The following is a 23906-nucleotide window of genomic DNA, read 5'->3' on the forward strand; positions in this document are numbered from 1 at the left end:
GATCGCGAACAGTGCGACAGGATCGGACCACGCACGGTGAGTCCCGCGATCCTCCGGCGCAGCCATGGCCCGCGCCGCTCCCGTCTGCCCCGCCGCGCACTGTCCGTCGGCGCCGGTGGCCTCCTCGTCGGAGCCTTGGTCTTCGGCGTCGCCACGTCGAGCGCGCACGACGCGACCGGCCTGCCCGCCCCCACCGCCACCGACAATCCGTCCGTCCGGATCGAGGCCGCGGGCATCGTGGATGCCGAGCAGACCCCGCTGCGCGGGTTCGCTCCCCCGCCCAAGCTCGCCGAGACCGAGGCGCTGCCCCAGTTCCGGGTCATGGGCGGTCTGCCGAGCGGGCCGCTCGGCATTCCCGGAGTCGTGCTGCAGGCGTACAAGCTGGCCGCCAACCGGGTCTCCGCGGAGTCGCCCTGCAAACTCCCGTGGTTCCTGCTCGCCGGCATCGGCCGCATCGAATCGGGTCATGCGAGCAACGGTTCGCTCGACCAGTACGGCAACACCATCAACCCGATCCTCGGACCGACCCTCGACGGGTCGCTGCCCGGCAACGAGGTGATCCGGCACGGCGCGGGCCACGCGCGTGCGATGGGTCCCATGCAGTTCATCCCGGGCACCTGGGCCGCCTGGGGGTCGGACGCCAACGGTGACGGAAAGGCCGATCCGCAGAACGTCTTCGACGCCACGTATTCGGCCGGCCGCTACCTCTGCTCGGGTGTCACCGACATCATGGCCGGCAACAACAAGGTGGCCGCGGTCTTCCGCTACAACCATTCGATGGAGTACGTGTCGAACGTACTCGGATGGGCGGCGGCCTACGCCACCGGCGTGATGCCGACGCAGGGCATCCCCGAGATGAAGCACAAGCCCGCGGAGTCGTCGAAGAAGCCGTCGCCGAAGCCGAAGAAGCCCGGCGAGAAGGATCCGTCCGAGTCGACCACACCGTCGGCCCCCTCGACGACCACGCCGCCCCCGCCACCGACCTGCCTGGGCAACCTGTGCCTGCCGCCGGATCTGCTGCCGCCCAACCTGCTGCCCGCGCCGGCACCGCCACCCGGCGCCGAGCCCCGCAAGCCGGACGCACCCGGGGCGAAGCGAACCGCACCCGCATCACCGAAGGCCCCCGGTGCCGCTGCACCCGGTGCCCGGCCGGGCGCCGTACTCCCGCCTCGATGATCGTCGCCGCATCCACCTAGAGTGGATATGTGACTACCGGAGTTGTGCCCACCGAATCCGCGATCCGCGCTGCCCTGAGCAAGGTCAACGACCCGGAGATCGGCAAACCCATCACCGAGCTCGGCATGGTGAAATCGATCGACATCCATGACGACTCGGCCGTCGACATCGTCGTGTACCTGACGACCTCCGGCTGCCCGCTGCGCACCGAGATCACCCAGCGGGTCGAGAAGGCCGCGGCCGACGTGCCCGGCGTCGGCGCCGTCGGCGTCACGCTCGATGTGATGGACGACGAGCAGCGCACCGAACTGCGCAAGAAGCTCCGCGGCGATGCCGCCGAACCGGTCATCCCCTTCGCACAGCCCGGGAACCTCACCCGCGTGTACGCGGTCGCGTCCGGCAAGGGCGGCGTCGGCAAGTCCAGCGTGACCGTGAACCTGGCGACCGCGCTCGCCGCACGCGGCATGTCGGTCGGTGTTCTCGACGCCGACATCTACGGCCACTCGGTGCCCCGCATGCTCGGCAGCGACGCCAAGCCGACTCAGGTCGACCGCATGATCATGCCGCCGGCCAACCATGGCGTGAAGTTCATCTCGATCGGCCAGTTCACCGACGGCAACACGCCGGTCACCTGGCGTGGACCGATGCTGCACCGCGCGCTGCAGCAGTTCCTCGCCGACGTCTACTGGGGTGACCTCGACGTGCTGCTCCTCGACCTGCCACCGGGCACCGGTGACGTCGCGATCTCCATCGCCCAGCTCATCCCGGGCGCCGAGATCCTCGTGGTCACCACGCCCCAGCAGGCGGCCGCCGAGGTGGCCGAACGCGCAGGCGCCATCGCGCTGCAGACACGGCAGAAGGTGCTCGGCGTCGTCGAGAACATGTCGTGGATGGAATTGCCGGACGGCTCGCGGATGGAACCGTTCGGTTCCGGTGGTGGCGAACAGGTCGCCGAACGACTCAGCCGCGCCGTCGGCGCCCCGGTCGAACTTCTCGGGCAGGTGCCCCTGGAGCAGGAACTCCGGGAGGGCGGCGACGCAGGCACCCCGGTGGTGCTGTCCGCACCGGATTCCGCATCGGGTGCGGCGTTGCGCGCCATCGCGGAGAAGCTCGCCGTGCGCAAACGCGGCCTCGCGGGCATGAGCCTCGGAATCGACACCTCGCGCCGCGACTGATCGCGGTTACCGCGTCAGGTGGCGTCCCAGTCGCCGACGCCGTGCCGTCGGGGTGCGCCCGGCTCCGGGGCGGGCGCGGTCTCGCGCGGCGGCTCGGGCACCGGATCCGACACCGGTTTCACGAACGGACCGGCCGAATCATCGATCGACAGTGCATCGCGGGCGGCCTGACCGGTCCGGAAGAGCGAGTCGTCGCCGTCGAGCAGATGCTTGGTGACGACCGCCCGCGGTGTCATCCCACGCAGTTCGTTCAGCTGTGACAGCGGTTTGCGGAGATCCTCGAAGTCCGAACCCAATTCGCCCTTGAGCTGATCGGTGGCCCCGGTGGCGTAATCGCGGACCTGCCGCACCGACTTCATGGTCCAGGCCATCGCGCCCGGCAGCCGCTCCGGCCCGAGGATGATCAGACCCGCGGCGAGCAGGACCAGGAGTTCACCCCAGCCGACGCTGCTGAACATCCATCCACTCCATCTGCCGCTCGGCCCGGCTAGTCACTCGCCGGGGTCATCGACCCGTCGAACGTGCGGCCGCCACGCCAGTAACTGAACTTCACCGGCTCGTTGATTTTCGCCGTCCGCACCGCGACCGTCAATTCGTCGGCGCTCTCGATCGTGCGGCCGTTGAACGAGGTGATGACGTCGTTCTCGCGCAACCCCGCGCGCGACGCGGGCGAGTTGGCCGCGACGTTGCGGACCGCGGCACCGAGCACACGATCGTTGCGTACCGATGCGGCGTTCACACCGATCTGCGGATGATTGACCTTGCCGTCCCGGATGAGCGCCTGCGCGATGGGGACCACCTGATTGATCGGAATGGCGAAGCCGAGACCGATCGAACCGCCCCCCGGCACGAGACCGGCCGTGTTGATTCCGACCACCTGCGCCTTGTCGTTGACGAGTGGTCCACCGGAGTTGCCCGGGTTGATCGCGGCGTCGGTCTGAATGGCGTCGATGACCGCGTCGGTGTCGGACTCCGCGTCCGGCCGCAGGGGCACCGGCCGGTTCAGCGCGCTCACGATGCCGCTGGTGACCGTGCGGTCGAGACCCAGCGGCGAACCGAAGGCGATGACCTCTTCACCGATCTGCAGATTGTCGGAGTTACCGATGTCCGACACGGTGAGGTTGTCGACGTTGTCGACCTTCAGCACCGCGAGATCGGTCTTCGGGTCGCGGCCGACGACCCGTGCGGGCACCCGCTTCCGGTCGAAGAAGACCACCTCGAGTTTCGCGCTGCGATCGTTCGCGGCCATCGAGATCACGTGGTTGTTGGTGGTGATGTAGCCGTTCTTGTCGATGATGAAGCCGGAGCCGGTGGCCACCGCGCTGGCGGTGCGGACGTCGATCGCCACGACCGACTTCTCCACCGCGCGGGCAACCTGCGCGACCGGCGACTTCGACGAGCCGTCGGAGTCCTTGTCGCCGGTGGCGAGCTGCACCGAATCCGAGTTCAGCGGGGACACGACCTCGGCGGTCCAACGTCCGAGGAGACCACCGACCAGACCGATGGCGAGGGCGACCATCGCCAGCGTGGCCAGGGCGTACCAGCGCACCCGGCGACCGAGCAGGACGTCGGTGATGCCGAGTTTCGGGCCCGCCTCGGTGGGCGTCGGCCGCGTCGGCTCGGCGAGCGCAGGCCCCTCCAGGCGCGCCATGCTCTCCGGATCACGCCACGGATCCTCGGGCCTGATCTCGTCGTCGGGCTGTCCGTAGGTGGCCAGCGGATCACGCTGCAACGTCTCCGAGCTGCCCACAGGACGTCCGAAGGCCTCCGCGAGCACCGGGTCGGGGGCCGCGATCTCCGGGGCGGGCGGCCGATCGGCGGAACCCGTCGAGCCCGCGAACGAGCCGGTCACCCCGTCGGGACGGCCGAATACCGCGGCGGTCTCCCGGGAGATCGGTGCGTGACGACGCGGGTTGTCGCCGGAATCGGCGGACGGCGGCGGCGCGGACGACCGAGAGTTCCAGGCGCTCGAGTCGGAGGGGTGTGAGTCGGGATATCCGTTGTTCACGAGTCAGCGGCCCCGGCGTCGCATCATCCGGTCGCGCGTGGTGCCCTGCGACAACGGCCAGGTCCGCAGACGGTCCGTCGCGGCGAGATCGATCTCCTGCGTGGGGATGTTGCTGAGCGCACCGAGCAGACCCGCGGGCAGACTGACCGACCCCGAGTCACGCAGTCGTGCGCGCGTGGCCATCTGGGCGTCGACGGCATTCATGCATTCGGGGCAGACGGCGAGGTGTTCGACGGCGCGGCCGTGCGCCGTCATCCGCAGCTCGCCGTCGACGAACGCGGCGATGGCCTCGGCGGCGAGGTGTTCGGTCGGTGCGAACCGGCGGCCACCGGGGGTGCCGGGCGCGCGGTAATTCCGATTCGGGGCGAACGACGTGGTGACCGGCGACCAGGTGGCCGGATTCCAGGCGGAGCGGCGCCGGCGGCGCAGACTCCCGGCCCCGGGGACAGCTGACGGTTCGGCGGCGCGGCCCCAACCGGGACGACCGTGATTCGGCTCCATGTCGAACACTCACCCCTTCCACAATTGCCGGATGATCGGCTTCCCAGACTACCCATCCGAATGCACAACGACGTCGTGGCGGTCCGGGTTCCCGTCCGGGTGTGGAGGATCAGGCGTCGGCGCCGACGGCCACCGAACGGCTGTCGGTGTGGCCCTTCGCCTGCAGGTGATCGCGGATGGCCTGACGGCCACGATGGATGCGGCTGCGGACGGTGCCCAGCTTGACGCCCAGGGTCGTCGCGATCTCCTCGTAGGACAGTCCCTCGATGTCACAGAGGACGACGGCGGCACGGAATTCCGGGTGCAGACCGTCGAGCGCTTCCTGCAGGGCCGGATCGAGATTGGCGTCGTGGAAGATCTGCTGCGGGTCGGGAGTGTCGCCGGGGACCCGGTCGTATTCCTCGGGCAGCGCTTCCATGCGGATCTTGTTGCGGCGACGCACCATGTCCAGGAAGAGGTTCGTGGTGATGCGGTGCAGCCATCCCTCGAAGGTGCCCGGCCGGTAGTTCGACAGCGAGCGGAACACCCGGATGAAGGTCTCCTGGGTCAGGTCCTCGGCGTCGTGCTGATTGCCCGACAGCCGGTAGGCCAGCCGATACACGCGGTCGGCATGCTCACGAACGAGCTCATCCCAGGACGGCATGAGGGTGTTGTCTCCGGTGGCATCGAATCCGGCGGTCCCGGTCAGCTGGTCGGCAGACCCCTGAGGATCGGTCATCGTGTGTGGCCAGTTCCCTTCTTGGTCGGATGAAGCCCTGCCGTGCGACTGGTCTTCGTACTCGTGAACCCCGGATTCATCCCGGCTATTCCGGCCCCCCGGCCCGCTGCTGCGCATGTATAGACCCTCTCGCATCGTGGTGTGGCCGCCGTATGAACGACCTGAGGTTTCACTGAGGAAGTCAACCGATTCCACGCACCACCGGCACCACGGCTCTGACCTGGGCCTTCGCGCAGGTCGTCGGACGGTCCGCGGACTCCGGGCACCGGATTGGGCGGGGCGGGCGCGCACGGGAGGCCGGGGGACATAACCTCAGGGGGTGACCGATTCAACCGGGGAGTCCCGCACGGCCGCGTCCGAGAAGACCGCGCTCATCGATTACGCCGAATCCGCGATCGTCGAGGACGACGCTCTGGCGTCGGCGCGGGCCCGCGCCGACGAACTGGGTGCGGCCGCCGTGTCGCCCGCGGTGGGCGCACTGCTCGCCCTGCTCGCCCGCGCCTGTCAGGCCAAGGCGGTGGTCGAGATCGGCACCGGTGCGGGTGTGAGCGCACTGTGGCTGCTCAACGGCATGGCCGAGGACGGCATCCTCACCACGATCGACCCGGAACCCGAACATCACCGTGCGGCTCGCCAGTCCTTCGCGGGTGCGGACATCGCACCGGGACGCACGCGACTCATCAACGGGCGGCCGCGCGAGGTCCTCCCCCGCCTCTCCGACGACTCCTACGATCTGGTCTTCGTCGACGGGCCGCTCATCGACCATCCGCAGCATGTGCGCGAGGGCATCCGGATGTTGCGTCCGGGCGGGGTCATCGTCGTCCACAACGCGACCGCCGACGGCGCGGTCGCCGATCCGGAGCGCACCGACCCGACGGCGGTCGCCGCCCGTGAGGCGGCGCTCCTGATCGCCGACGACGAGCAGTTGCTCCCGGTGATGATCCCGCTCGGCACGGGGGTGCTGGCCGCCGCGAAAGCGGTCTGACCCCGACGGTCAGACGTCGGTGGAGAATCGAATCCCGTTGTCGGGCAACTGAACCCCGGGCCACACGCGTGCACCCCGAAGCAGTTCGCACCGTGCGCCGATGTCCGCGCCGTCACCGACGACCGTGTCGCGGATCAGTGCCCGCGGACCGAGACGCGCACCGAAACCGACGATGCTGCGCTCCACCACCGCACCCGCCTCGATGACCGCGCCGTCGAAGATCACCGCGCCGTCGAGCCGCGCCCGCGGCCCCACCTCGGCACCACGGCCGACCACCGTGCCACCGATCAGCACCGCTCCGGGAGCGACCCCGGCACCCTCGTGGACGAGGAACTCGCCGTGGCGATCGCCGAGGGCCGGCGACGGCGCGATACCGCGGACGAGGTCGGCCGAACCGCGCACGAAGTCCTCGGGCGTACCCATGTCCCGCCAGTAGGCCGCGTCGATGTGCGCCTGGATGTGCCTGCCCTCGGCGAGCAGTCGCGGGAACACCTCCCGTTCCACCGAGACGGGGCGGCCCGCCGGGATCTCCTCGATGACCGACCGCCGGAAGACATAGGTGCCCGCATTGATCTGGTCGGTGGGCGGATCCTGGGTCTTCTCCAGGAAGGCGGTGACCCGGCCGTCGTCATCGGTCGGCACGCATCCGAAGGCCCGCGGATCCCCCACCCGCACCAGATGCATGGTGACGTCGGCGCCGCTGCGCTCATGGGTGTCGAGGACCTCGCGAACGTCGGTGCCGCCCAACACGTCTCCGTTGAACACCAAGATGGTGTCGGCTGTCAGTTCGTCGAGCACATTGCGGATGCCGCCGCCGGTACCGAGAGGTTCGGTCTCGGTCACGTAGGTCAGTTTCAGGTCGAGCTTGGACCCGTCGCCGTAATACTCCTCGAAGACATGCGCCTGGAAGGAGGTCCCGAGGATCACCTCGGTGATCCCGGCCGCGCGGATACGCGACAGCAGGTGCGTCAGGAACGGCACCCCGGCCGTCGGCAACATCGGTTTCGGGGCCGACAGCGTCAGCGGGCGCAACCGCGTGCCCTTGCCGCCGACCAGCACCACGGCTTGAACGTTCACGGGGTTCCTCTCTCATGGTCCGTCGCATCCTGGTGGTCCGACGCGCGCCGTGCGGCGAGCACGGCGAGCCGGGACCGTACCGCCAGTCCCGCGCGCAGTGCGAGTCGCAGCGGGGCGCGCAGCAGACCCGGATTGCGGTCCGCCTGGAATCGATAGGCACTGCGATGGTGGGCCGGCAGCATCTTCTCCGGATTGCGCCCGGCCGCATGGCCTTTGGTGTGCACGATCTCGGAGGTGGGCACGTAGACATTGAGCCAGCCCGCTCGTCCGAGTCGGTCGCCGAGGTCCACGTCCTCCATGTACATGAAATACCGGGAATCGAATCCGTCGATCGCGTCGAAGGCCGCCCGTCGCAGGAGCAGGCACGAACCCGACAACCAGCCGACCTGCCGTTCGCTGGGCTCGGCCTTGTCCGCGAGATAGTGGGCCGTCCACGGATTGTTCTTCCAGATCGTGCCGAACACGGCGTGTCCGGCGCCGGACACCAGATCCGGGACCTGCCGCGCCGAGGGATACACCGAGCCGTCGGGTTCCCGGATCAACGGCCCCAGCGAGCCGGCACGCGGCCAGCGCCGCGCAGCGGCGAGCAGTTCGTCGAGCGAACCCGGTCGCCATTCCACATCGGGATTGGCGACCACCACGAACTCGACGGCCGGATCGACCTCGGCGACCGCGCGGTTGATGCCACCGCCGTACCCGATGTTGCCGCCGGACCGGACGAGCGTCACGTTGTCGTGGTCACGGGCGGCGGCCTCGGGCGCCCCGTCGGTGGATCCGTTGTCGGCGATCACCACCTGCACGTCGGACAGGGTCGTCGCGGTCGCGAGGCTCTGCAGAAACGTCGTCAGATACTTCCCCGACGAATACGTCACCGTCACCACGGCAAGCTGAGCAGTCACCGGGTCAGGGTAACCAACGGCGGGTGGCCGACCGGTCACCGGCGAGTGTCTACGGTCGGTCGCCGCCCGCGACGGCCTCGTGCAGCGCCTCCCGCCAGGGCCGCAGCGGCGTGAGACCGGCGGCGGCCCACGACGCACCGGACAGCACCGAAAACGCAGGTCGCGGCGCAGGCCGGGGAAAATCCGCGGTCGTGCAGGGCCGTACCCGGTCGACGTCGGCACCCACCTCGCCGAAGACCGCCCGGGCGACCTCGAACCAGGTCGTCGCACCGGCGTTGGTGGCGTGCACCACGGCACCGGAGACCGCGTCGGGACGGCGGGCGAGTTCCCAGAGGCCGTCGGCCAGATCGGGCGCGTAGGTCGGCGACCCCGTCTGATCGTCGACGACGTCGACATGCGGGCGGTCGCGCTCCAGCCTGCGCATCGTGCCGACGAAGTCACGGTCGTCGGGTCCGCCCGTGTACACCCATGCCGTGCGGACGATCGCGGCCCGCGGATCGGCCGCCAGAACCGCTCGCTCCCCCGCGAGTTTGGTGGCGCCGTACACGGTCGCGGGCGTGCCGGTCACCTCGTCCGGTTCGTATCCCGTCCCGCGATCGCGACCGTCGGCGTCGTCACCGGCGGCGGCACCGGAGAAGACGTAGTCGGTGGACACGTGGATGAGTTGCGCGTGCGCGGAGGCGGTGGCGCGCGCCAGGTTCTCCGGGCCGTCCCGGTTGACCGCCATCGCACGGTCGGCATCGGACTCGGCCGCATCGACATTCGTGTAGGCCGCACAGTTGATGACGACATCGCCCGCCCGGAGTCCGGCGAGTGCGTGGCGCACCGAGTCGGGGTCGGTGATGTCGATGTCGGAGGACGTCAGGGCCCGCGTGCCGGCCATGGCCGCAGGACGGGACAGCAGGGCGCGGCCCACTTGGCCGGCGGCTCCGATGAGGTAAGCGGTCGCGTTCACGCCCCCATGGTGCCGCACGGTGATACGAGTCTCGGCAACCGACGGCGTTGCGCTCCCGAATTTTCGGTTCACTTCAGTAGCCTTGCGTCAGAACTGAACCACCAGACCCGTTTACAACTTGAACAACGGCAGCACCACACGTCACATCATGTGGAGGTCGCCCGCGTTCCGGCCCATGCTCGACGGCCCGATGCCCGACGGCCCGATGCTCGACTCAGAAAGGTGACGACTCGCCCGTGTCTCGACCCGATGGTGCCCGCGGACGTCCTGGTGGTCCCGCGCGCAAAGGCGAGGCCCGCGGAGGCCCCTCACGTCCCCGCAGACCGGCGCCGGGCGATCCGGCCGCACGTCCCCGCAGGCGCCCGCGTCCACCGGAATCACCGGACCGCGCGGAATCCACCTCGATTCCGCCCCGGGACGGTCGTCCGCGCCGCCGCAGCGGCCCGCCGCCGTCCGACGGCCCGGCCGCGACCCGCCGCTCCTCCGGCGAGATCCACACCCGCGGCCGCGGCGACGACGCACCGCCCCCACCACGCAGGCGCAGGCCGCCGCCCGCCGACGGCGAACGACCCCGCGGCGAGGGCGCACCCCGTCCCGCGCAGAACCGCCGCAGGCGCCCGCCGCCGGACGCCCGACGTCGGCCACGTCCCGACGAGACCGACGCCCGGCGTCCACGCGCCGGCGGTGACGGTCCGCGTCCTCGTCCCCGTCCCGCGCCCGACGGTGCACCACGTCCGGCACGCCCCGATACCCGCATGCCCGATGCCGCGGGCACCGACGGTCCGGCGGCCGGCGTCGCGGCGCCCTCAGGCGCGCGTTCCGGCATCGGCCGCCGCGTACTCACCTCGCGGTCCGGAATCGGCCGCGGACTCATCGCCTTCCTGTCCGTGGCCGTACTCGTGTGCACGGGCTACGCGTACAACAGCGTCGCCGACCTGAAGAGCACCATCACCCAGCTCGGCGGACTCGACCTGGGCGGAGCCGACGACGGCGCCGTCGACATCCTCCTCGTGGGCACCGACTCACGCACCGACGCCAAGGGAAACCCGTTGTCGGCCAAGGAGTTGCGTATGTTGCGGTCGGGTGAGGAGGTCGCTACCAACACCGACACGATCCTGCTGGTCCGCATCCCCAACGACGGGTCGTCGGCGACCGCGATCTCCATTCCGCGTGACTCCTACGTCGACGTCCCGGGCATCGGCAAGTCGAAGATCAACGCCGCGTACGGCACCACCAAGGAGGGGGTCCGCAAACGCGAGGTCGAGGCGGGCACCGACGCCGGGAAGGCGGAGAAGGACGGCGTGCAGGCGGGCCGGAAGGCGCTCGTCGACACCGTCGCGAGTCTGACCGGCGTGCAGGTCGATCACTACGCGGAGGTCGGACTCCTCGGCTTCGTCCTGCTCACCAACGCGGTCGGCGGCGTGGACGTCTGTCTGAAGGCGCCGGTGAACGAACCGTTCTCGGGTGCCCGATTCCGCGCCGGCCGGCAGACCCTGAACGGACCGAAGGCCCTGAGTTTCGTCCGCCAGCGGCACGGACTGCCCCGCGGCGATCTCGATCGCATCACCCGCCAGCAGGTGTTCATGGCGTCACTCGCCCAGAAGATGCTGTCGGCGAAGATGCTCACCGACCCGGGGAAGCTCTCCGACATCCAGGAGGCGGTCTCGCGGTCCATCGTCATCGACGACAACTGGGACATCGTGAACTTCGCCGAACAGCTCAAGGACCTGACCGGCGGCCGGGTGAAGTTCTCGACCATCCCGGTCGTCACCGAACAGGGCTGGAGCGACGACGGCCAGCAGAGCGTGGTGCAGGTCGACCCGAAGCAGGTGCACGCCTACACCGACGCGCTGCTGACCGACAAGAAGAACGCCGACGGCGCGGAGCGGGCCGATTACACGGTGGACGTCACGAACGCGGGCACCGTCGACGGATTGGCGAGCAACGTGTCGAACATCTTGACCAACAAGGGTTTCCAGGGCGGCAAGACGTCCAGCAATCCGACCGACGACCGTGATTCGGCGGTCTACGCGCACTCCGACGACGCGGGCGCCAAGCAGTTGGCCAAGGACCTCGGCGGCCTGCCGGTGAAGGTGGACAGCTCGCTACCCGAGAATCACCTCCGCGCCGTGCTGACCAACACCTACGAGGGGCCCGGCTCCATCGCCGACACCGGCACACAGGCCGACAGCACACCGCAGAGCGAGCGGACCGGCAGCAACCGCGCACCGGTGACCGCGGGCAGCTCCGGGCCCACCTGCGTCAACTGAGGGAGAACCGATGTCGCCTTCCGCACCGACGACGTCGGTCACCGATGCCGTCTTCGGCGCGGTGTCCGACTGGTCACTGCCGATGCTCACCTATTACGACCACGAATCAGGTGAGCGGACCGAACTGTCGGCGGCGACTCTCGGCAACTGGGCCGCGAAGACCGCGAATTTCGTGATCGACGAACTGGGCGCCGCACCCGGCGACGAGATCGTCGTCGATCTGCCCGAGCACTGGCAGACGGCGGCGATCCTGCTGGGCGTCTGGTGGTCGGGAGTGGGCGTCCGAACGGCCGGTTCCGCACCGGACGGGGACGACCCGATCGCGGTGATCACCGCCGCGGACCGCGTCGACGATCATCCCGACGCCGACGAACTGCTCGTCGCGTCCCTGGACCCGTTCGCACTCGGCGTGCGCGATCTCCCCGTCGGCGTCACCGATTTCGCATCCGCCGTCCGCGTGCACGGCGACCAGTTCCGTCCGCGGGGCGCCTACGACGGCCCTGCCCTCGACGGCGCGACCGCCGCCCAGGTCGTCGCCGACGCACGGCGGGCGGCGGAGGACGCGGGCATCACCGCTGGGCAGCGTGTCCTGTCCACCCGACCGTGGCACGACACGCCCGGCATCGTCGCGAATCTCCTCGCGCCCCTGGCCGTCGGTGCGTCGCTGGTCGCCGTGACGCACGCCGACGACCAGCGCATCGACGATCTCGTGTCGTCAGAACGGGTGACACTCCGGCTCCGATAGCGGTCGTCCGAAACGCCCGAACCCCGGATCCGACAAATCGGGAGCTTCTGGTCCCAGGAACGCTCCTGTGTAACGGTGGGCTGCATGCATAACAGAAATCGGGCCGGCCGACTGCTGTGTGCCGGCGCGCTGAGTCTTGCCGCCGCGGTCGCCCCTGCCGCCCTGCCGGGCACCGCACCCGCGCAGGCCTCGCCGACCACCGTGATCAACGGCGTGCTGTCCACGGTCGGCGGCTGCCAGACCCCGATTCCGCAGGCCATCAAATGGTGCACGGATCAGGAGCGGCTGACCCCCGAAGTCCCGCTCATGTTGCGGCTCAATCCGATCGGCACCCGGATCGTCGTGCTGGGTGCAGGGCTGAACCGGGACGGCACGATGAAACCTGTTCTGGTCGAACGTCTCCGGGCGGCACTGTCGCTCGGCCGGACCTTCCCGATCGCGGGCATCATCACCACCGGCGGATTGCCCCGCGGTGGCCACACCGAAGCCCAGGCCATGCGGAAATGGCTGATCGGACACGGGATCTCGCCGCGACGGATCGCCACCGAGAACCGGTCGCGCACCACGGTGGAGAACGCGCGCTACACCGCACAGATGCTGGCCGCGGGCCGGGCCAGCGGCGCGGTGGTGGTGAGCAGCCCGACCCACGTGAAGCGCGCGATGCTCAACTTCCGCACCTCGGTGCGCGGGTCGATACCGATCGCGGGCGTGATCTCCGGCTACACCGACGGTGCGGCGGCCCCCGGCGGGTCCAGTTCCGGTTCCGGCTCCTTCGGTTCGAGCGGATCATGAAGATCCCCGCGGCGGTGGCCCGCATCAACAAAGTGGTGACCAATCCGGTCCAGCGGCAGTGGGCCCCGCGTCTGGCCCCCTGGGCGATGATCGAACACCGCGGCCGAAAATCCGGGAAGCAGTACTCGATTCCGGTACTCGCGTGGGTGGACGGTGATCGGATATCCATCGTCCTGACGTACGGCCGCGACACCGACTGGGTGCGTAATGTGCTGGCGGCCGGTAACTTTGGCCTGATACGCAGGTCACGCCACTACCGGGTGGTCCGTCCGCGGGTGATCCCGGCCGACTCCCCCGACGTCGTACGCGGGGCACGCCTGTTCGCGCGGTTCTTCGACTGGGTTCTCGTCGGAACGATCGAGAAGGACTGATCGACCGATGGCCGACGACCCGCTCGACGATTTCGACGCCGTCGACGTGATGATCGGCGGTGTGCGCCGCCGCGTCTATCGTCAGGGCACCGGACCCGCGGTGGTGGTGCTGGCCGAGATGCCCGGTATCTCCCCCACGGTCGCCGGATTCGCGCGCACGGTGGCGCGGCGGGGTATGACCGCGGTGATGCCGTCACTGTTCGGAGTGGACGGCCGGGATCCGACCCCGGCGGCCCACGGGCTGCCGAGAGCCGCCGCCGGCATGATCGGCACGCTGGCACGCGCGTGCATCAGCCGTGAGTTCACCGCCCTCGCCACCGGACGCACCTCACCGGTCGCCGATTGGCTGCGCGGCCTGGCCGCACAGGAGCACGAGCGCTGCGGCGGACCCGGCGTCGGCGCCGTCGGCATGTGTTTCACCGGCGGCTTCGCGCTCGCCATGGCCACCGACGACCGGCTCCTCGCCCCCGTGATGTCCCAACCGTCGATGCCGATCCGGCCGCTCGGCATCGGCGCCCGGTCCATTGATCTCTCGCCCGCCGATCTCGCCCGGGTGCGGGCACGGTGCGCGGCCGGACTGCAGGTGATGGGGTTGCGTTTCGAGGGCGACCGGCTGGTGCCGGGCGCGCGGTTCGACTATCTGCGCGAGCAACTCGGCGACGCGTTCCTGGCCGTCGAACTCCCCGACTCGGCCGCCGACCCCGATTCCTGGATACCGCCGCATTCCGTGCTCACCGAACACCTCATCGACAGCCCCGGTGAACCCACCCACGATGCGCGGGAACAGGTACTCGACTTCCTGGCCGCCCGGTTGCTGACGTGAGCCGTCTCCGAGAGCGCTACTCGCCCAGCAATTTCTGACGGAGCGCGGCATCCTTCTCGAGGACCATCTCCTCCAGGCCGCGCTGGAAGTCCTCCATCCGCGCACGCAGGGCGGGGTCCGAGGTGGACAGGATGCGGACGGCGAGGAGTCCGGCGTTGCGGGCACCACCGATCGACACCGTGGCCACCGGAACACCCGCGGGCATCTGCACGATGGAGAGCAGCGAATCGAGACCGTCCAGGGTGCGGAGCTGTACCGGCACACCGATCACCGGCAGGGACGTCGCGGACGCGACCATGCCCGGAAGGTGCGCCGCACCGCCGGCACCCGCGATGATCACCGAGATCCCGCGACGCGCCGCGCCGGAGGCGTAGTCGAGCATCCGCTGCGGGGTGCGGTGGGCGGAGATCACGCCGACCTCGAACCCGACCCCGAACTCGGCGAGCGCCTCGGCGGCGGCCTCCATCGTGGGCCAGTCGGAATCGCTGCCCATGATCAGACCCACCCGGGGCCGCACCGGTTCGTTGTCCGACGCGGCAGGCGCGATGGGTGCGAACTCCTCGGTGATGCATTCCTCGACAACGGATTCCGGCGCATCCGCGGACGCCTGGCCGCTGTCGTCGGCCGTCGCGTTCGTCACGTCGGAGTCGGTCGGTGCCGGGTCCGGGGCGGAATCCTTTGTGGCGTCACCGGGTTCGCTCATGCGTGCACATCCCATCCATCGGTCCACTCGCCCGCCGACATCCAGTGGGCCGCGCGTTCGGCGCGCTCCCGGACGTCGGCGAACGAATCAGCATCCGTACCAACAATGTTCACGTGCCCGATCTTGCGATCGGGTCGTTCGCCCTTACCGTACAGATGCACCTTCGCCTCCGGCATGCGGGCCATCAGATGATGCAACCGCTCGTCCATTGACATCGCCGGCGCGGTCTCGGCCCCGAGGATGTTCGCCATCACGGTGACCGGTGCGCGGGGCGTCGTCTCACCGAGCGGATAATCCAGCACCGCGCGCAGGTGCTGCTCGAACTGCGAGGTCACCGCACCGTCCATGGTCCAGTGACCGCTGTTGTGCGGCCGCATCGCCAATTCGTTCACCAGCAACCCGCCGTCGGCGGTCTCGAACAGTTCCATCGCCATCACACCGACCACCCCGAGTTCCGCCGCCAACCGGAGCGCCATCTGCTGCGCCTGTTCGGCGATCTCGTCGTCGAGATCCGGCGCGGGAGCGATCACCACCGCACATTGGCCGTTGCGCTGCACGGTCTCGACCACCGGCCAGGCACCGCCCTGACCGAAGGGTGACCGCGCCACCATCGCCGATAGTTCGCGGCGCATGTCGACCTTCTGCTCGGCGATCAGATCGACACCGGCGTCGTGCTGCTCGTCGAAAACCTCCAGCGCCGTGTCCTGATCGTCCAGCAACCACACGCCACGGCCGTCGTAACCGCCGCGCACCGCCTTGAGGACGATCTCCCAGTCATGGGCCCCACCGAACTCGATCAGCCGTTCGCGGGCCTGTGCACGCTCGCCGGTGAGGTCGGCGAAGTCCGGGATGGGCAACCCCAACTCGGCCAGACGGATCCGCATCGCCAGCTTGTCCTGGGCGAAATGCAGGGCCGCCGACGGCGGGCGGACCGGCACGCCGTCGGCCTCGAGTGCGCGCAGATGCTCCAGCGGCACACCCTCGTGATCGAAGGTCAGGGCGCTCGCCCCGGCCGCCGCGCCGCGCAGTGCGTCGAAGTCCTCATGGGAGCCGAGCACCACGTCGGCACTGACCTGGGCCGCCGGATCCCCGGGATCGGCCGCGAGAACACGCAGGCACTGCCCCAATGCGATGGCGGCCTGATGGGTCATCCGGGCGAGTTGGCCACCACCGATCATGGTGACGGTGGGCATCGCGCGCAGCGACCGCGAAGGCTGGCTGGAAGTCACGCGACTCATGGTGGCACGCACCACCGTGAATCCGCATGACCGCCCGGGCAAGTTACCGCCGGGTTTTGTTTCGTACACTTGACCCTTGTGCCCTTTATCGACGAGCTCGTCGCTCGACTGCCCGAGCCGGTTCGTCGGCTCGCACTGCGGCACCACGAGCTGATCAAGTTCGCTCTCGTCGGTGGTACGACCTTCGTCTTCGACTCCGCGGTCTACTACCTCCTGACCCTCACGGTGCTGCCGGAGAAGCCCACGGTGGCCCGTGTCATCTCGGCGACACTCGCGACCATCCTGAGCTATGTCCTCAACCGCGAGTGGGCATTCAAGAATCGCGGCGGGCGCGAACGACACCACGAGGCCCTGCTGTTCTTCGCGATCAGCGGGGTGGGTGTGCTGCTCGCCGCCGCACCGCTCTTCGTCGGGAACAACATCTTCGACCTGCGGTCGAATCTGACCGGCCTGGAACTCGCGGTGGTCGACTTCATCCTCGGATTCATCATCGGCAACATCCTGCAGATGGCGTTCCGGTTCTGGGCGCTGCGGAAGTTCGCGTTCCCCGAGGATCAGAGCCGGGACAAGCAGGCCGACCCCGAGGAACTCAACGATGAGGAACTCGGTCACGCCTGACCGACGGCGCCGGATCGCGATCGGACTCCGCGGGCACCACGATGGTGAAGACCGGTGGGCGGCGCATCGTCAGCTCGAGCCGTCCCCCGTCGGCCTCGATGAGCGCGCGGGCCAGCGACAGTCCGACCCCGTTGCCGCGGCCGGCGGAGAATCCGCGCCGGAAGATCATGCCGACGAGGTCGTCGGCCACGCCCGCGCCCTCGTCGGCGACGCTGATCCGCAGCATGTCGCCCGACGGCAGATCGTCGACGTGGATGCGGGCGGTCCCCGCACCGTGCTGCAGCGCGTTGTCGATGAGGACGCTCAGCGCCTCACGCAGCCTCCCGGGGTGCGCGCTGATCGCGGTGGTCCGGCCCTCGAATCCGGCCTCGATGCCGCGGCCCGCGGCGGCGAAGGCCGCGCGGAAGTCGCCCATCAGCGTGGTGACGAGCGCGGTGACGTCGATGATGTCGGGGGCGGTGGCGTCGTCGCGGGCGGCGGCGACCATGTCGTCGAGTTCACGCGAGAGCCGTTCCACCTGGTCCAGGCCGGCCTCGGCCTCGGCCACCACCGCCGGATCGTGGTGCAGGGACAGTTCGTCGAGGCGTAGCTGGATCGCGGTGAGCCGACTGCGCAACTGATGGGAGACGTCGCCGACGATCTCGCCCTCCCGCTCGAGCCGCAACGCGATCTCGGCGTTCGCATCTCCCAGGGCGCGTGACATCCGGTCCAGCTCGCTGATGCCGTAGGACTTCCACTCGGAGCGGAAGTCGCCCCGGGCCATCGCCGCGGCGCGGCCGGCCAGATCGATGACCGGATCCGCGATACGTCCGGCGGTCACCGCCGCCGCGACGGTCCCGGTGGCGATCGATCCGGCGATCACCAGGATCACGATGCCGACCGCGATCAGCTGGTCGTTGCGGACCTGCGACATCGGGATCTCGATCACCAGCGACCCGGCGTTGCCCAGTCCGATCGCATCCGACATCCGCGCGCCCGGGATGTGGGCACCGATCACCGTTTCCCGCTCGGACCCGTCGGCGCCCGGATATCGCAGGGTGAGACGGCCGTCCTCGGGGATCAGCAGCCGGAAGGCCTCGACGTCGAGGGCACCGACCTCGATCCGCCCGGTGTCCCCCTCCTGCCGCAGCAGCTGGGCGGAGATCAGTTTGAGGCGCGCGTCGAGATTCTGATGCGCGTTGTCGGAGACCCACCACGAGGCGATGACGCTCAGCGGCACGCCCAGTAGGAGGCCGACCGCCACCAGCATGGCGATCATCGTGTTCAGGATTCTGCGACGCATGCGGAGTCGGCGGGGATCAGGGATCGAAGCGGAAGCCGACGCCACGCACGGTGACGATGTGACGTGGCCGCGCGTATTGATCGTCACCGATCTTCCGGCGCAACCATGAGATGTGCATGTCCAGGGTCTTCGACGAGCGGAGGTCGGCCGAGCCCCAGACCTCGGTCAGGATCTCGTCGCGGCTCGTCACCTGACCGGCACGCTCCATGAGGAATCGCAGCAGGTCGAACTCCCGGTTGGCCAGCACCAGATCGGCACCGTTGACCAGGACCCGGCGCCCGCGGGCGTCGAGCTGGATGTCACCGCCGTCGAGCACCGCGTCGTCGGTGACCTGACGCCGCCGCAGCAACGCCCGCACCCGCGCCAGCAGTTCGGCCAGGCGGAACGGTTTGCCGACGTAGTCGTCGGCTCCCGCGTCGAGGCCCACGACGAAGTCGACCTCGTCGGTGCGCGCCGTCAGCATCAGCACCGCGAGTTGCGGCCGCTCCGATCGCAGACGGCGGCACACCTCGAGTCCGTCGATCTTCGGCAGACCCAGGTCCAGGATCAGCAGTTCGAAGCGGCTGTCCTGTGCCGCGTCCAGAGCGGCGGAACCGTCGGTGACGACCTCACAGCCATAGCCCTCGCGAATCAGGGCGCGGGCCAGCGGCTCCGCGATCGCGGAGTCGTCCTCGGCCAGCAGGACCTCGGTCACCGTCCGGCCCCCTCGGCGTCGCGACGGTCGTCGGCCGTCCGGCCGTCCATCGTTCGATGGCCGGCCAGGCCGGCGTCCTCGTCGTCGACGGCCAGTACCTCGTGGTAGAGCATCGCGTGCACCCGCTCGACGCGCGGTATGTCGTCGAAGGACAGCGGTTCCTCGGCGGCCGACTCGATGATCAGGGTGCCGGTGCGCAACATCCGGTCGATCGGGCCGTGCCGGAACTCGACGGTGTTGATGCGGCGGATCGGGATGTCGATGCCGGAGCGGGTGATGATGCCGTTGCGGAAGATGACACGCCGGTCGGTGAGGACGAAGTGCGTGGTCTTCCACGACACGAGCGGCACGATGAAGTACCAGATGAATCCCAGGGCCCAGAACACGCCGATGACGATCAGCAGCACGGTCGTGGTGGTCGACGACACCGACGACGCGGTCGTCAGTCCGGCCAGGACCCCGGCGATCCCGGTCACCACGAGGAAGATCAGGAACGGCCGGAGCAACCGTTTCCAGTGCGGGTGCCGGTGGAGCATGACCACCTCACCCGGCGCGAGGTTCTCCCGTGGGTACGCCATGCGGGCAAGTCTATCCACGTGAACAGGTACCGACGCCGTCGGAGAGCACCGCGTCGGCACGGCCGATCGGTAGACTGCCCGGCATGAGCTACCGCGACCCACGCGACCCCTATGACCCGCGGACCGCTCGGCTCCCCGAGTCGGAGTCCTATGGCCCGCGGGGGTCGTACGGACAATCGGACGCCTACAGCCAGTCCCAACCGTACGCAGAGCACTCCTACGCCGACGAGCCGTACACGGCGTACTCGGAGCAGAAACCGGCACGGCCCAACCGCCCCAAGCTGGGTCCCAACGTCAATCCGACCCTGTTCGTCGGTGGCGTGGTGATGACCGGCGTGGTGACGGGTCTGGCGGCCTGGCTGATCGCGTGGATCATCCGGGCCATCGTGGAACGCGTCAACGAGGCCGGAAAGTTCGGGGTCTGGAATCCGGTGGCCCGCGACGAGATCTGGTTCGCGGTGGTCGGATTCCTGTGCGCGCTGGCCGCGGGCGCCCTCTGGTACGTGCTGCAGATGGTGACACCCTCGCCCAATCAGTTCTTCCGCTGGATCGTCGGCCTGCTCGTCGTGGCGGCCGCGGTGATCCCGCTGATCCTGTCCGCGGAGGTCTCGGTCGGCATCGCGACGGCGGTGCTGCATCTGGTGATCGGTGTACCGATCCTGATACTCATCCCGGCCATGGGGCAGAAGAGCATTCAGCGTTCCTGACCGCGGGGTTCCTGACCACGGGGTTCCAGACTGCGGGGTTTCTTACGCGGTCCGACGGTCAGTCGACGGGCCGCAGGTGGGTGACGTCGGCCGCGGCCGCGACGATCTCGGTCCCGTCGGCGTCGACCACGATGCGTCCGTGCGGGTCGACGTCCCTCGCGATCCCGGTCACCTCGTCGTCACCCGGGAGCACGAGACGTACTCGCCTGCCGATGGTGTCGCTCACGTCGCGGTACGCGTCCGACAGTGCGGCGACGTCGTGCGGCCAGCGCCGCAGCAGCCCGCCGAGTTCCGCGAGGTACGCGGCGGCGAGATCGGTCGTCGGTGCCGGACGGCCGGAGGCGATCGCGACCGAGGTGGCCGTGGGCACCGGCAACTGGTCGGCCGTCATGTCGGTGTTGAGGCCCGTCCCGATGATCACCACACCGCCGGACGTCCCCCGCGTGTACTCGGACAGGATGCCGGCGACCTTACGGCCGTCGATCAGCACGTCATTCGGCCACTTCAGTCCCGACGCCAGCCCCGTCACCTCGCGGATCGCGGTCACCGCGGCCATCCCGGCGATCAGCGACAGCCAGCCCAGGTATTCGGTGTCCTCGCCCACGTCGACGGCGGCAGAGATGGCCAGCTGACCGCCGGCCGGAGCGGTCCAGGCACGGGCATGTCTGCCGCGGCCCGCGGTCTGTTCGGTGGTGATCCGGACGGTGCCCCCGATGTTCTCGGAGCCGGCCCGGGCGACGAGATCCGCGTTCGTCGAGCCGGTGGCGGCCACCGTCTCGACGCTGGTCCACCCGGTTCCGGACAGGCGGCCGCGCAGTTGGTCGGCATCGATGGTCATGGCATCGACGCTACTGCGACCAGCACTTCCCGCCGGTGGTGGGCCCGATCACCGCACCTCCCGACCGATCGCTCGGAAACCTGAGGGATATCTCACGTTGATCCGGTTGACGTGGCTCACACCCGGGTCGTTAGCATCGTTGGTCATGACCACTGCTTCGCGCGACGACGACGCCCCCGACATCCACACCACGGCGGGCAAGCTCGCCGACCTGCGCAACCGGCTGGACGAGGCACGCCATCCGGTCGGGCAGGCGGCCGTCGACAAAACCCACGAGAAGGGCAAGCTGACCGCGCGCGAGCGGATCACCCACCTGCTCGACGAGGGTTCGTTCGTCGAACTGGACGCGCTCGCCAAGCACCGCAGCACCAACTTCGGCCTGGGCGACCGTCGTCCCACCGGCGACGGCGTGGTGACCGGCTACGGCACCATCGACGGTCGCGAGGTCTGCGTCTTCAGCCAGGACTCGACGGTCTTCGGCGGCAGCCTCGGCGAGGTCTACGGCGAGAAGATCGTCAAGGTCATGGATCTCGCGGTCAAGACCGGCCGTCCCCTCATCGGCATCAACGACGGTGCGGGCGCCCGCATCCAGGAGGGCGTGGTCTCCCTCGGTCTCTACGGCGAGATCTTCCACCGCAACGTCCGCGCCTCCGGCGTGATCCCGCAGATCTCGCTGATCCTCGGTGCCGCCGCGGGCGGACACGTCTACTCCCCGGCACTCACCGACTTCGTGGTGATGGTCGACCAGACCAGCCAGATGTTCATCACCGGCCCCGACGTCATCAAGACGGTCACCGGCGAAGAGGTGACCATGGAGGAACTGGGCGGCGCCCACACCCACATGGCGAAGTCCGGCACCGCGCATTACGTCGCCTCCGACGAGGAGGACGCGCTCGAGTACGTCAAGGAGCTGCTGAGCTACCTGCCCAGCAACAACCGCGCCGAGGCGCCGCGTCTCCCGGTCGCGCAGCCCGCCGCAGGCTCCATCGAGGACACCCTCACCGACGAGGATCTCGAACTGGACACCCTGATCCCGGATTCCCCGAATCAGCCGTACGACATGCACGAGGTCATCCGCCGCATCCTCGATGACGACGAGTTCCTCGAGGTGCAGTCGGACTACGCGACGAACGTGGTCATCGGCTTCGGCCGGGTCGACGGACGCAGCGTGGGCATCGTGGCCAACCAGCCCACCCAGTTCGCGGGCTGCCTCGACATCAAGGGCTCGGAGAAGGCCGCACGCTTCGTGCGCACCTGCGACGCTTTCAACGTGCCGATCGTGACGCTCGTCGACGTGCCGGGCTTCCTGCCGGGCACCGAGCAGGAGTACAACGGCATCATCCGCCGCGGCGCCAAGCTGCTGTACGCGTACGGCGAGGCGACCGTCGGCAAGATCACCGTCATCACCCGCAAGGCCTATGGCGGCGCCTACGACGTCATGGGTTCCAAGCACATGGGCGCCGACGTGAACCTGGCGTGGCCCACCGCCCAGATCGCCGTCATGGGCGCCTCCGGTGCCGTCGGCTTCGTCTATCGCGGCCGCCTCAAGGAGGCCGAGAAGAACGGCGAGGACGTCGACGCATTGCGCCTCGAGTTGCAGCAGGAGTACGAGGACACCCTCGTCAACCCGTACGTGGCCGCCGAACGCGGCTACGTGGACGCGGTGATCCCGCCGAGTCACACCCGCGGGCAGATCGCCACCGCACTGCGTCTCCTCGAGCGCAAGATGGTGAGCCTGCCGCCGAAGAAGCACGGAAACATCCCCCTGTGAGCGAGGCAGCCGTGAGTGACAACGACAACGATTCGGCCACAACGGATTCCGCTGCGGCCACGGGTTCCGCGCCGCTGCTGAGCGTGGTTCGGGGCAACCCGACCGACGACGAGGTCGCGGTGCTCGTGGCACTGGTCGCCGCGGCCGCGGGCTCGTCGGGCGGCGACGCCGACCCGGGTCCCCGCAACGACTGGGGACGGCCGCAGGACCGGCTGCGGCCGGCGTGGGGCGCACCGACCAGCTTCTTCCAGCCGTCGCGCTGGTGACCGGGCTCCGGTGACGGACTCCCCGTCGGCCGGTGTCGTGCTGGCGTCGGCATCACCCGCGCGACTGCGGGTACTCCGGGCCGCCGGGATCCGTCCGGACGTGTACGTCTCCGACGTCGACGAGGACGCCGTCGTCGCCGCACTGCCGCCGGACACCGGCCCGGCCGGGACCGTCCGTGCGCTCGCGGCCGCGAAGGCCCGCGCGGTCGCCGCCGCGCATGCGGACGACCTGCCCGACGACGCCATCATCATCGGCTGCGACTCGATGCTGCTCTTCGACGGTCGTTTGTCCGGCAAGCCGCACGAGCCCGCGGTGGCGGCGGCGCAGTGGCGTGAGATGCGTGGCCGCACCGCCGAACTGCTCACCGGGCATCACGTCATGCGGGTGAGCACCGGCGCCGAACCGATCGAGGTGGGCGGCACCTCCTCGACGACCATCACCTTCGCCGACGTCGACGACGCCACCATCGACGCCTACGTGGCCACGGGCGAACCCCTCGAGGTCGCCGGGGCCTTCACGCTCGACGGCTACGGGGGCTGGCTCATCGAACGGATCGACGGCGACCCGTCGTCGGTCATCGGCATCGGACTTCCCTTGGTACGCACACTGATCGAACGCACGGGCGTGGCACTCACCGACTTCTGGCGACCGGACGCGAACGGTTCCGTTGGTCCGTCGAACGATTGACGGCCCGCGGACAGACGCCTGTCGGACG

Annotated in this window: 26 protein-coding genes; 13 read left to right on the forward strand and 13 right to left on the reverse strand. The window is 69.4% G+C overall.

What is annotated here, in order from left to right:
- Nucleotides 1–36: 36 nt before the first annotated feature.
- Together AC4JJG_RS00350 and AC4JJG_RS00355 are read left to right on the forward strand one after the other, a co-directional pair.
- On the forward strand, nt 37–1176 hold the full coding sequence (locus AC4JJG_RS00350) for a lytic transglycosylase domain-containing protein (RefSeq protein WP_495399499.1): 1140 nt from the start codon (nt 37–39) through the stop codon (nt 1174–1176).
- 29 nt (nt 1177–1205) lie between these two features.
- Nucleotides 1206–2351, forward strand: a complete 1146-nt coding sequence (locus AC4JJG_RS00355) for an Mrp/NBP35 family ATP-binding protein (protein ID WP_495399498.1) — start codon at nt 1206–1208, stop codon at nt 2349–2351.
- Nucleotides 2352–2365: 14 nt separating this feature from the next.
- On the opposite strand, the gene tatB is transcribed toward AC4JJG_RS00355, so the two are convergent.
- The 4 genes from tatB to sigE all read right to left on the reverse strand — a co-directional run bounded on the left by tatB (nt 2366) and on the right by sigE (nt 5578).
- Complete coding sequence (gene tatB, locus AC4JJG_RS00360; RefSeq protein WP_495399497.1) at nt 2366–2809, reverse strand: Sec-independent protein translocase protein TatB; 444 nt, start codon at nt 2807–2809, stop codon at nt 2366–2368.
- A 29-nt stretch (nt 2810–2838) separates the two neighbouring features.
- The gene (locus AC4JJG_RS00365) at nt 2839–4359 is read right to left on the reverse strand and encodes a S1C family serine protease (RefSeq protein WP_495399496.1); all 1521 of its coding nucleotides are present in this window, start codon (nt 4357–4359) and stop codon (nt 2839–2841) included.
- A gap of 3 nt (nt 4360–4362) precedes the next feature.
- Entirely contained in the window at nt 4363–4860 is a 498-nt protein-coding gene (locus AC4JJG_RS00370) for a hypothetical protein (RefSeq protein ID WP_495399495.1), read from the reverse strand.
- A gap of 109 nt (nt 4861–4969) precedes the next feature.
- A complete protein-coding gene (gene sigE / locus AC4JJG_RS00375; protein ID WP_495399494.1) occupies nt 4970–5578 on the reverse strand; it encodes an RNA polymerase sigma factor SigE in 609 nt (202 codons plus the stop codon).
- 319 nt (nt 5579–5897) lie between these two features.
- Between sigE and AC4JJG_RS00380 the strand changes: the two genes are divergently transcribed.
- A complete protein-coding gene (locus AC4JJG_RS00380; RefSeq protein WP_495399493.1) occupies nt 5898–6563 on the forward strand; it encodes an O-methyltransferase in 666 nt (221 codons plus the stop codon).
- A gap of 9 nt (nt 6564–6572) precedes the next feature.
- On the opposite strand, the gene manB is transcribed toward AC4JJG_RS00380, so the two are convergent.
- Genes manB through rfbD form a run of 3 tightly spaced genes read right to left on the reverse strand, consistent with a single transcriptional unit; the run spans nt 6573 to nt 9494 of the window.
- Entirely contained in the window at nt 6573–7640 is a 1068-nt protein-coding gene (gene manB / locus AC4JJG_RS00385; RefSeq protein ID WP_495399492.1) for a mannose-1-phosphate guanylyltransferase, read from the reverse strand.
- A complete protein-coding gene (locus tag AC4JJG_RS00390) occupies nt 7637–8539 on the reverse strand; it encodes a glycosyltransferase family 2 protein (RefSeq protein WP_495399491.1) in 903 nt (300 codons plus the stop codon). Before AC4JJG_RS00390 ends, manB begins: the two co-directional genes overlap by 4 nt.
- Before the next feature lie 49 nt (nt 8540–8588).
- The gene (rfbD, locus tag AC4JJG_RS00395) at nt 8589–9494 is read right to left on the reverse strand and encodes a dTDP-4-dehydrorhamnose reductase (protein WP_495399490.1); all 906 of its coding nucleotides are present in this window, start codon (nt 9492–9494) and stop codon (nt 8589–8591) included.
- 236 nt (nt 9495–9730) lie between these two features.
- Between rfbD and AC4JJG_RS00400 the strand changes: the two genes are divergently transcribed.
- From AC4JJG_RS00400 to AC4JJG_RS00420, 5 genes are all read left to right on the forward strand, one after another.
- Nucleotides 9731–11764, forward strand: a complete 2034-nt coding sequence (locus AC4JJG_RS00400; RefSeq protein WP_495399489.1) for an LCP family protein — start codon at nt 9731–9733, stop codon at nt 11762–11764.
- A 10-nt stretch (nt 11765–11774) separates the two neighbouring features.
- Complete coding sequence (locus tag AC4JJG_RS00405; protein ID WP_495399488.1) at nt 11775–12509, forward strand: TIGR03089 family protein; 735 nt, start codon at nt 11775–11777, stop codon at nt 12507–12509.
- Nucleotides 12510–12593: 84 nt separating this feature from the next.
- Nucleotides 12594–13301, forward strand: coding sequence for a YdcF family protein (locus tag AC4JJG_RS00410; RefSeq protein ID WP_495399487.1), 708 nt, complete (start codon nt 12594–12596; stop codon nt 13299–13301).
- Nucleotides 13298–13672: a nitroreductase family deazaflavin-dependent oxidoreductase gene (locus AC4JJG_RS00415; protein ID WP_495399486.1), complete on the forward strand. Its 375-nt coding sequence runs from the start codon at nt 13298–13300 to the stop codon at nt 13670–13672. The genes AC4JJG_RS00410 and AC4JJG_RS00415 overlap by 4 nt, the downstream gene beginning before the upstream one ends.
- Nucleotides 13673–13679: 7 nt before the next feature.
- A complete protein-coding gene (locus AC4JJG_RS00420) occupies nt 13680–14495 on the forward strand; it encodes a dienelactone hydrolase family protein (protein ID WP_495399485.1) in 816 nt (271 codons plus the stop codon).
- A gap of 16 nt (nt 14496–14511) precedes the next feature.
- Here the strand turns inward: AC4JJG_RS00420 and purE are convergent, their stop codons facing one another.
- Complete coding sequence (gene purE, locus AC4JJG_RS00425) at nt 14512–15012, reverse strand: 5-(carboxyamino)imidazole ribonucleotide mutase (RefSeq protein WP_495399647.1); 501 nt, start codon at nt 15010–15012, stop codon at nt 14512–14514.
- A gap of 182 nt (nt 15013–15194) precedes the next feature.
- Nucleotides 15195–16436 carry a 5-(carboxyamino)imidazole ribonucleotide synthase gene (locus tag AC4JJG_RS00430; protein WP_495399484.1) on the reverse strand — a complete coding sequence of 414 codons (1242 nt, stop codon included), beginning with the start codon at nt 16434–16436 and terminating at the stop codon, nt 15195–15197.
- A 78-nt stretch (nt 16437–16514) separates the two neighbouring features.
- Between AC4JJG_RS00430 and AC4JJG_RS00435 the strand changes: the two genes are divergently transcribed.
- Nucleotides 16515–17054: a GtrA family protein gene (locus tag AC4JJG_RS00435; RefSeq protein ID WP_495399483.1), complete on the forward strand. Its 540-nt coding sequence runs from the start codon at nt 16515–16517 to the stop codon at nt 17052–17054.
- On the opposite strand, the gene AC4JJG_RS00440 is transcribed toward AC4JJG_RS00435, so the two are convergent.
- Genes AC4JJG_RS00440 through AC4JJG_RS00450 form a run of 3 tightly spaced genes read right to left on the reverse strand, consistent with a single transcriptional unit; the run spans nt 17026 to nt 19608 of the window.
- Nucleotides 17026–18336 (reverse strand): sensor histidine kinase, encoded by a 1311-nt coding sequence (locus tag AC4JJG_RS00440; protein WP_495399482.1) that lies wholly within the window; start codon nt 18334–18336, stop codon nt 17026–17028. The two genes, AC4JJG_RS00435 and AC4JJG_RS00440, sit on opposite strands and share 29 nt — an antisense overlap.
- A 16-nt stretch (nt 18337–18352) precedes the next feature.
- On the reverse strand, nt 18353–19030 hold the full coding sequence (locus AC4JJG_RS00445) for a response regulator transcription factor (RefSeq protein ID WP_495399481.1): 678 nt from the start codon (nt 19028–19030) through the stop codon (nt 18353–18355).
- Nucleotides 19027–19608, reverse strand: a complete 582-nt coding sequence (locus AC4JJG_RS00450) for a PH domain-containing protein (RefSeq protein ID WP_495399480.1) — start codon at nt 19606–19608, stop codon at nt 19027–19029. The genes AC4JJG_RS00445 and AC4JJG_RS00450 overlap by 4 nt, the downstream gene beginning before the upstream one ends.
- A gap of 83 nt (nt 19609–19691) precedes the next feature.
- Between AC4JJG_RS00450 and AC4JJG_RS00455 the strand changes: the two genes are divergently transcribed.
- Complete coding sequence (locus AC4JJG_RS00455) at nt 19692–20315, forward strand: DUF6069 family protein (RefSeq protein ID WP_495399479.1); 624 nt, start codon at nt 19692–19694, stop codon at nt 20313–20315.
- A gap of 58 nt (nt 20316–20373) precedes the next feature.
- Here the strand turns inward: AC4JJG_RS00455 and AC4JJG_RS00460 are convergent, their stop codons facing one another.
- On the reverse strand, nt 20374–21153 hold the full coding sequence (locus AC4JJG_RS00460; protein WP_495399478.1) for a biotin--[acetyl-CoA-carboxylase] ligase: 780 nt from the start codon (nt 21151–21153) through the stop codon (nt 20374–20376).
- Nucleotides 21154–21298: 145 nt separating this feature from the next.
- On the opposite strand from AC4JJG_RS00460, the gene AC4JJG_RS00465 reads away from it, so the two are divergent.
- From AC4JJG_RS00465 to AC4JJG_RS00475, 3 genes are read left to right on the forward strand one after another with little or no spacing between them, the layout of a single operon-like run.
- A complete protein-coding gene (locus AC4JJG_RS00465; protein ID WP_495399477.1) occupies nt 21299–22924 on the forward strand; it encodes an acyl-CoA carboxylase subunit beta in 1626 nt (541 codons plus the stop codon).
- Between the two features lie 11 nt (nt 22925–22935).
- A complete protein-coding gene (locus AC4JJG_RS00470; protein WP_495399476.1) occupies nt 22936–23190 on the forward strand; it encodes an acyl-CoA carboxylase subunit epsilon in 255 nt (84 codons plus the stop codon).
- A gap of 10 nt (nt 23191–23200) precedes the next feature.
- Entirely contained in the window at nt 23201–23878 is a 678-nt protein-coding gene (locus AC4JJG_RS00475; protein ID WP_495399475.1) for a nucleoside triphosphate pyrophosphatase, read from the forward strand.
- Nucleotides 23879–23906: the final 28 nt, after the last annotated feature.

Source organism: Gordonia sp. B8661-1 (assembly GCF_059427765.1).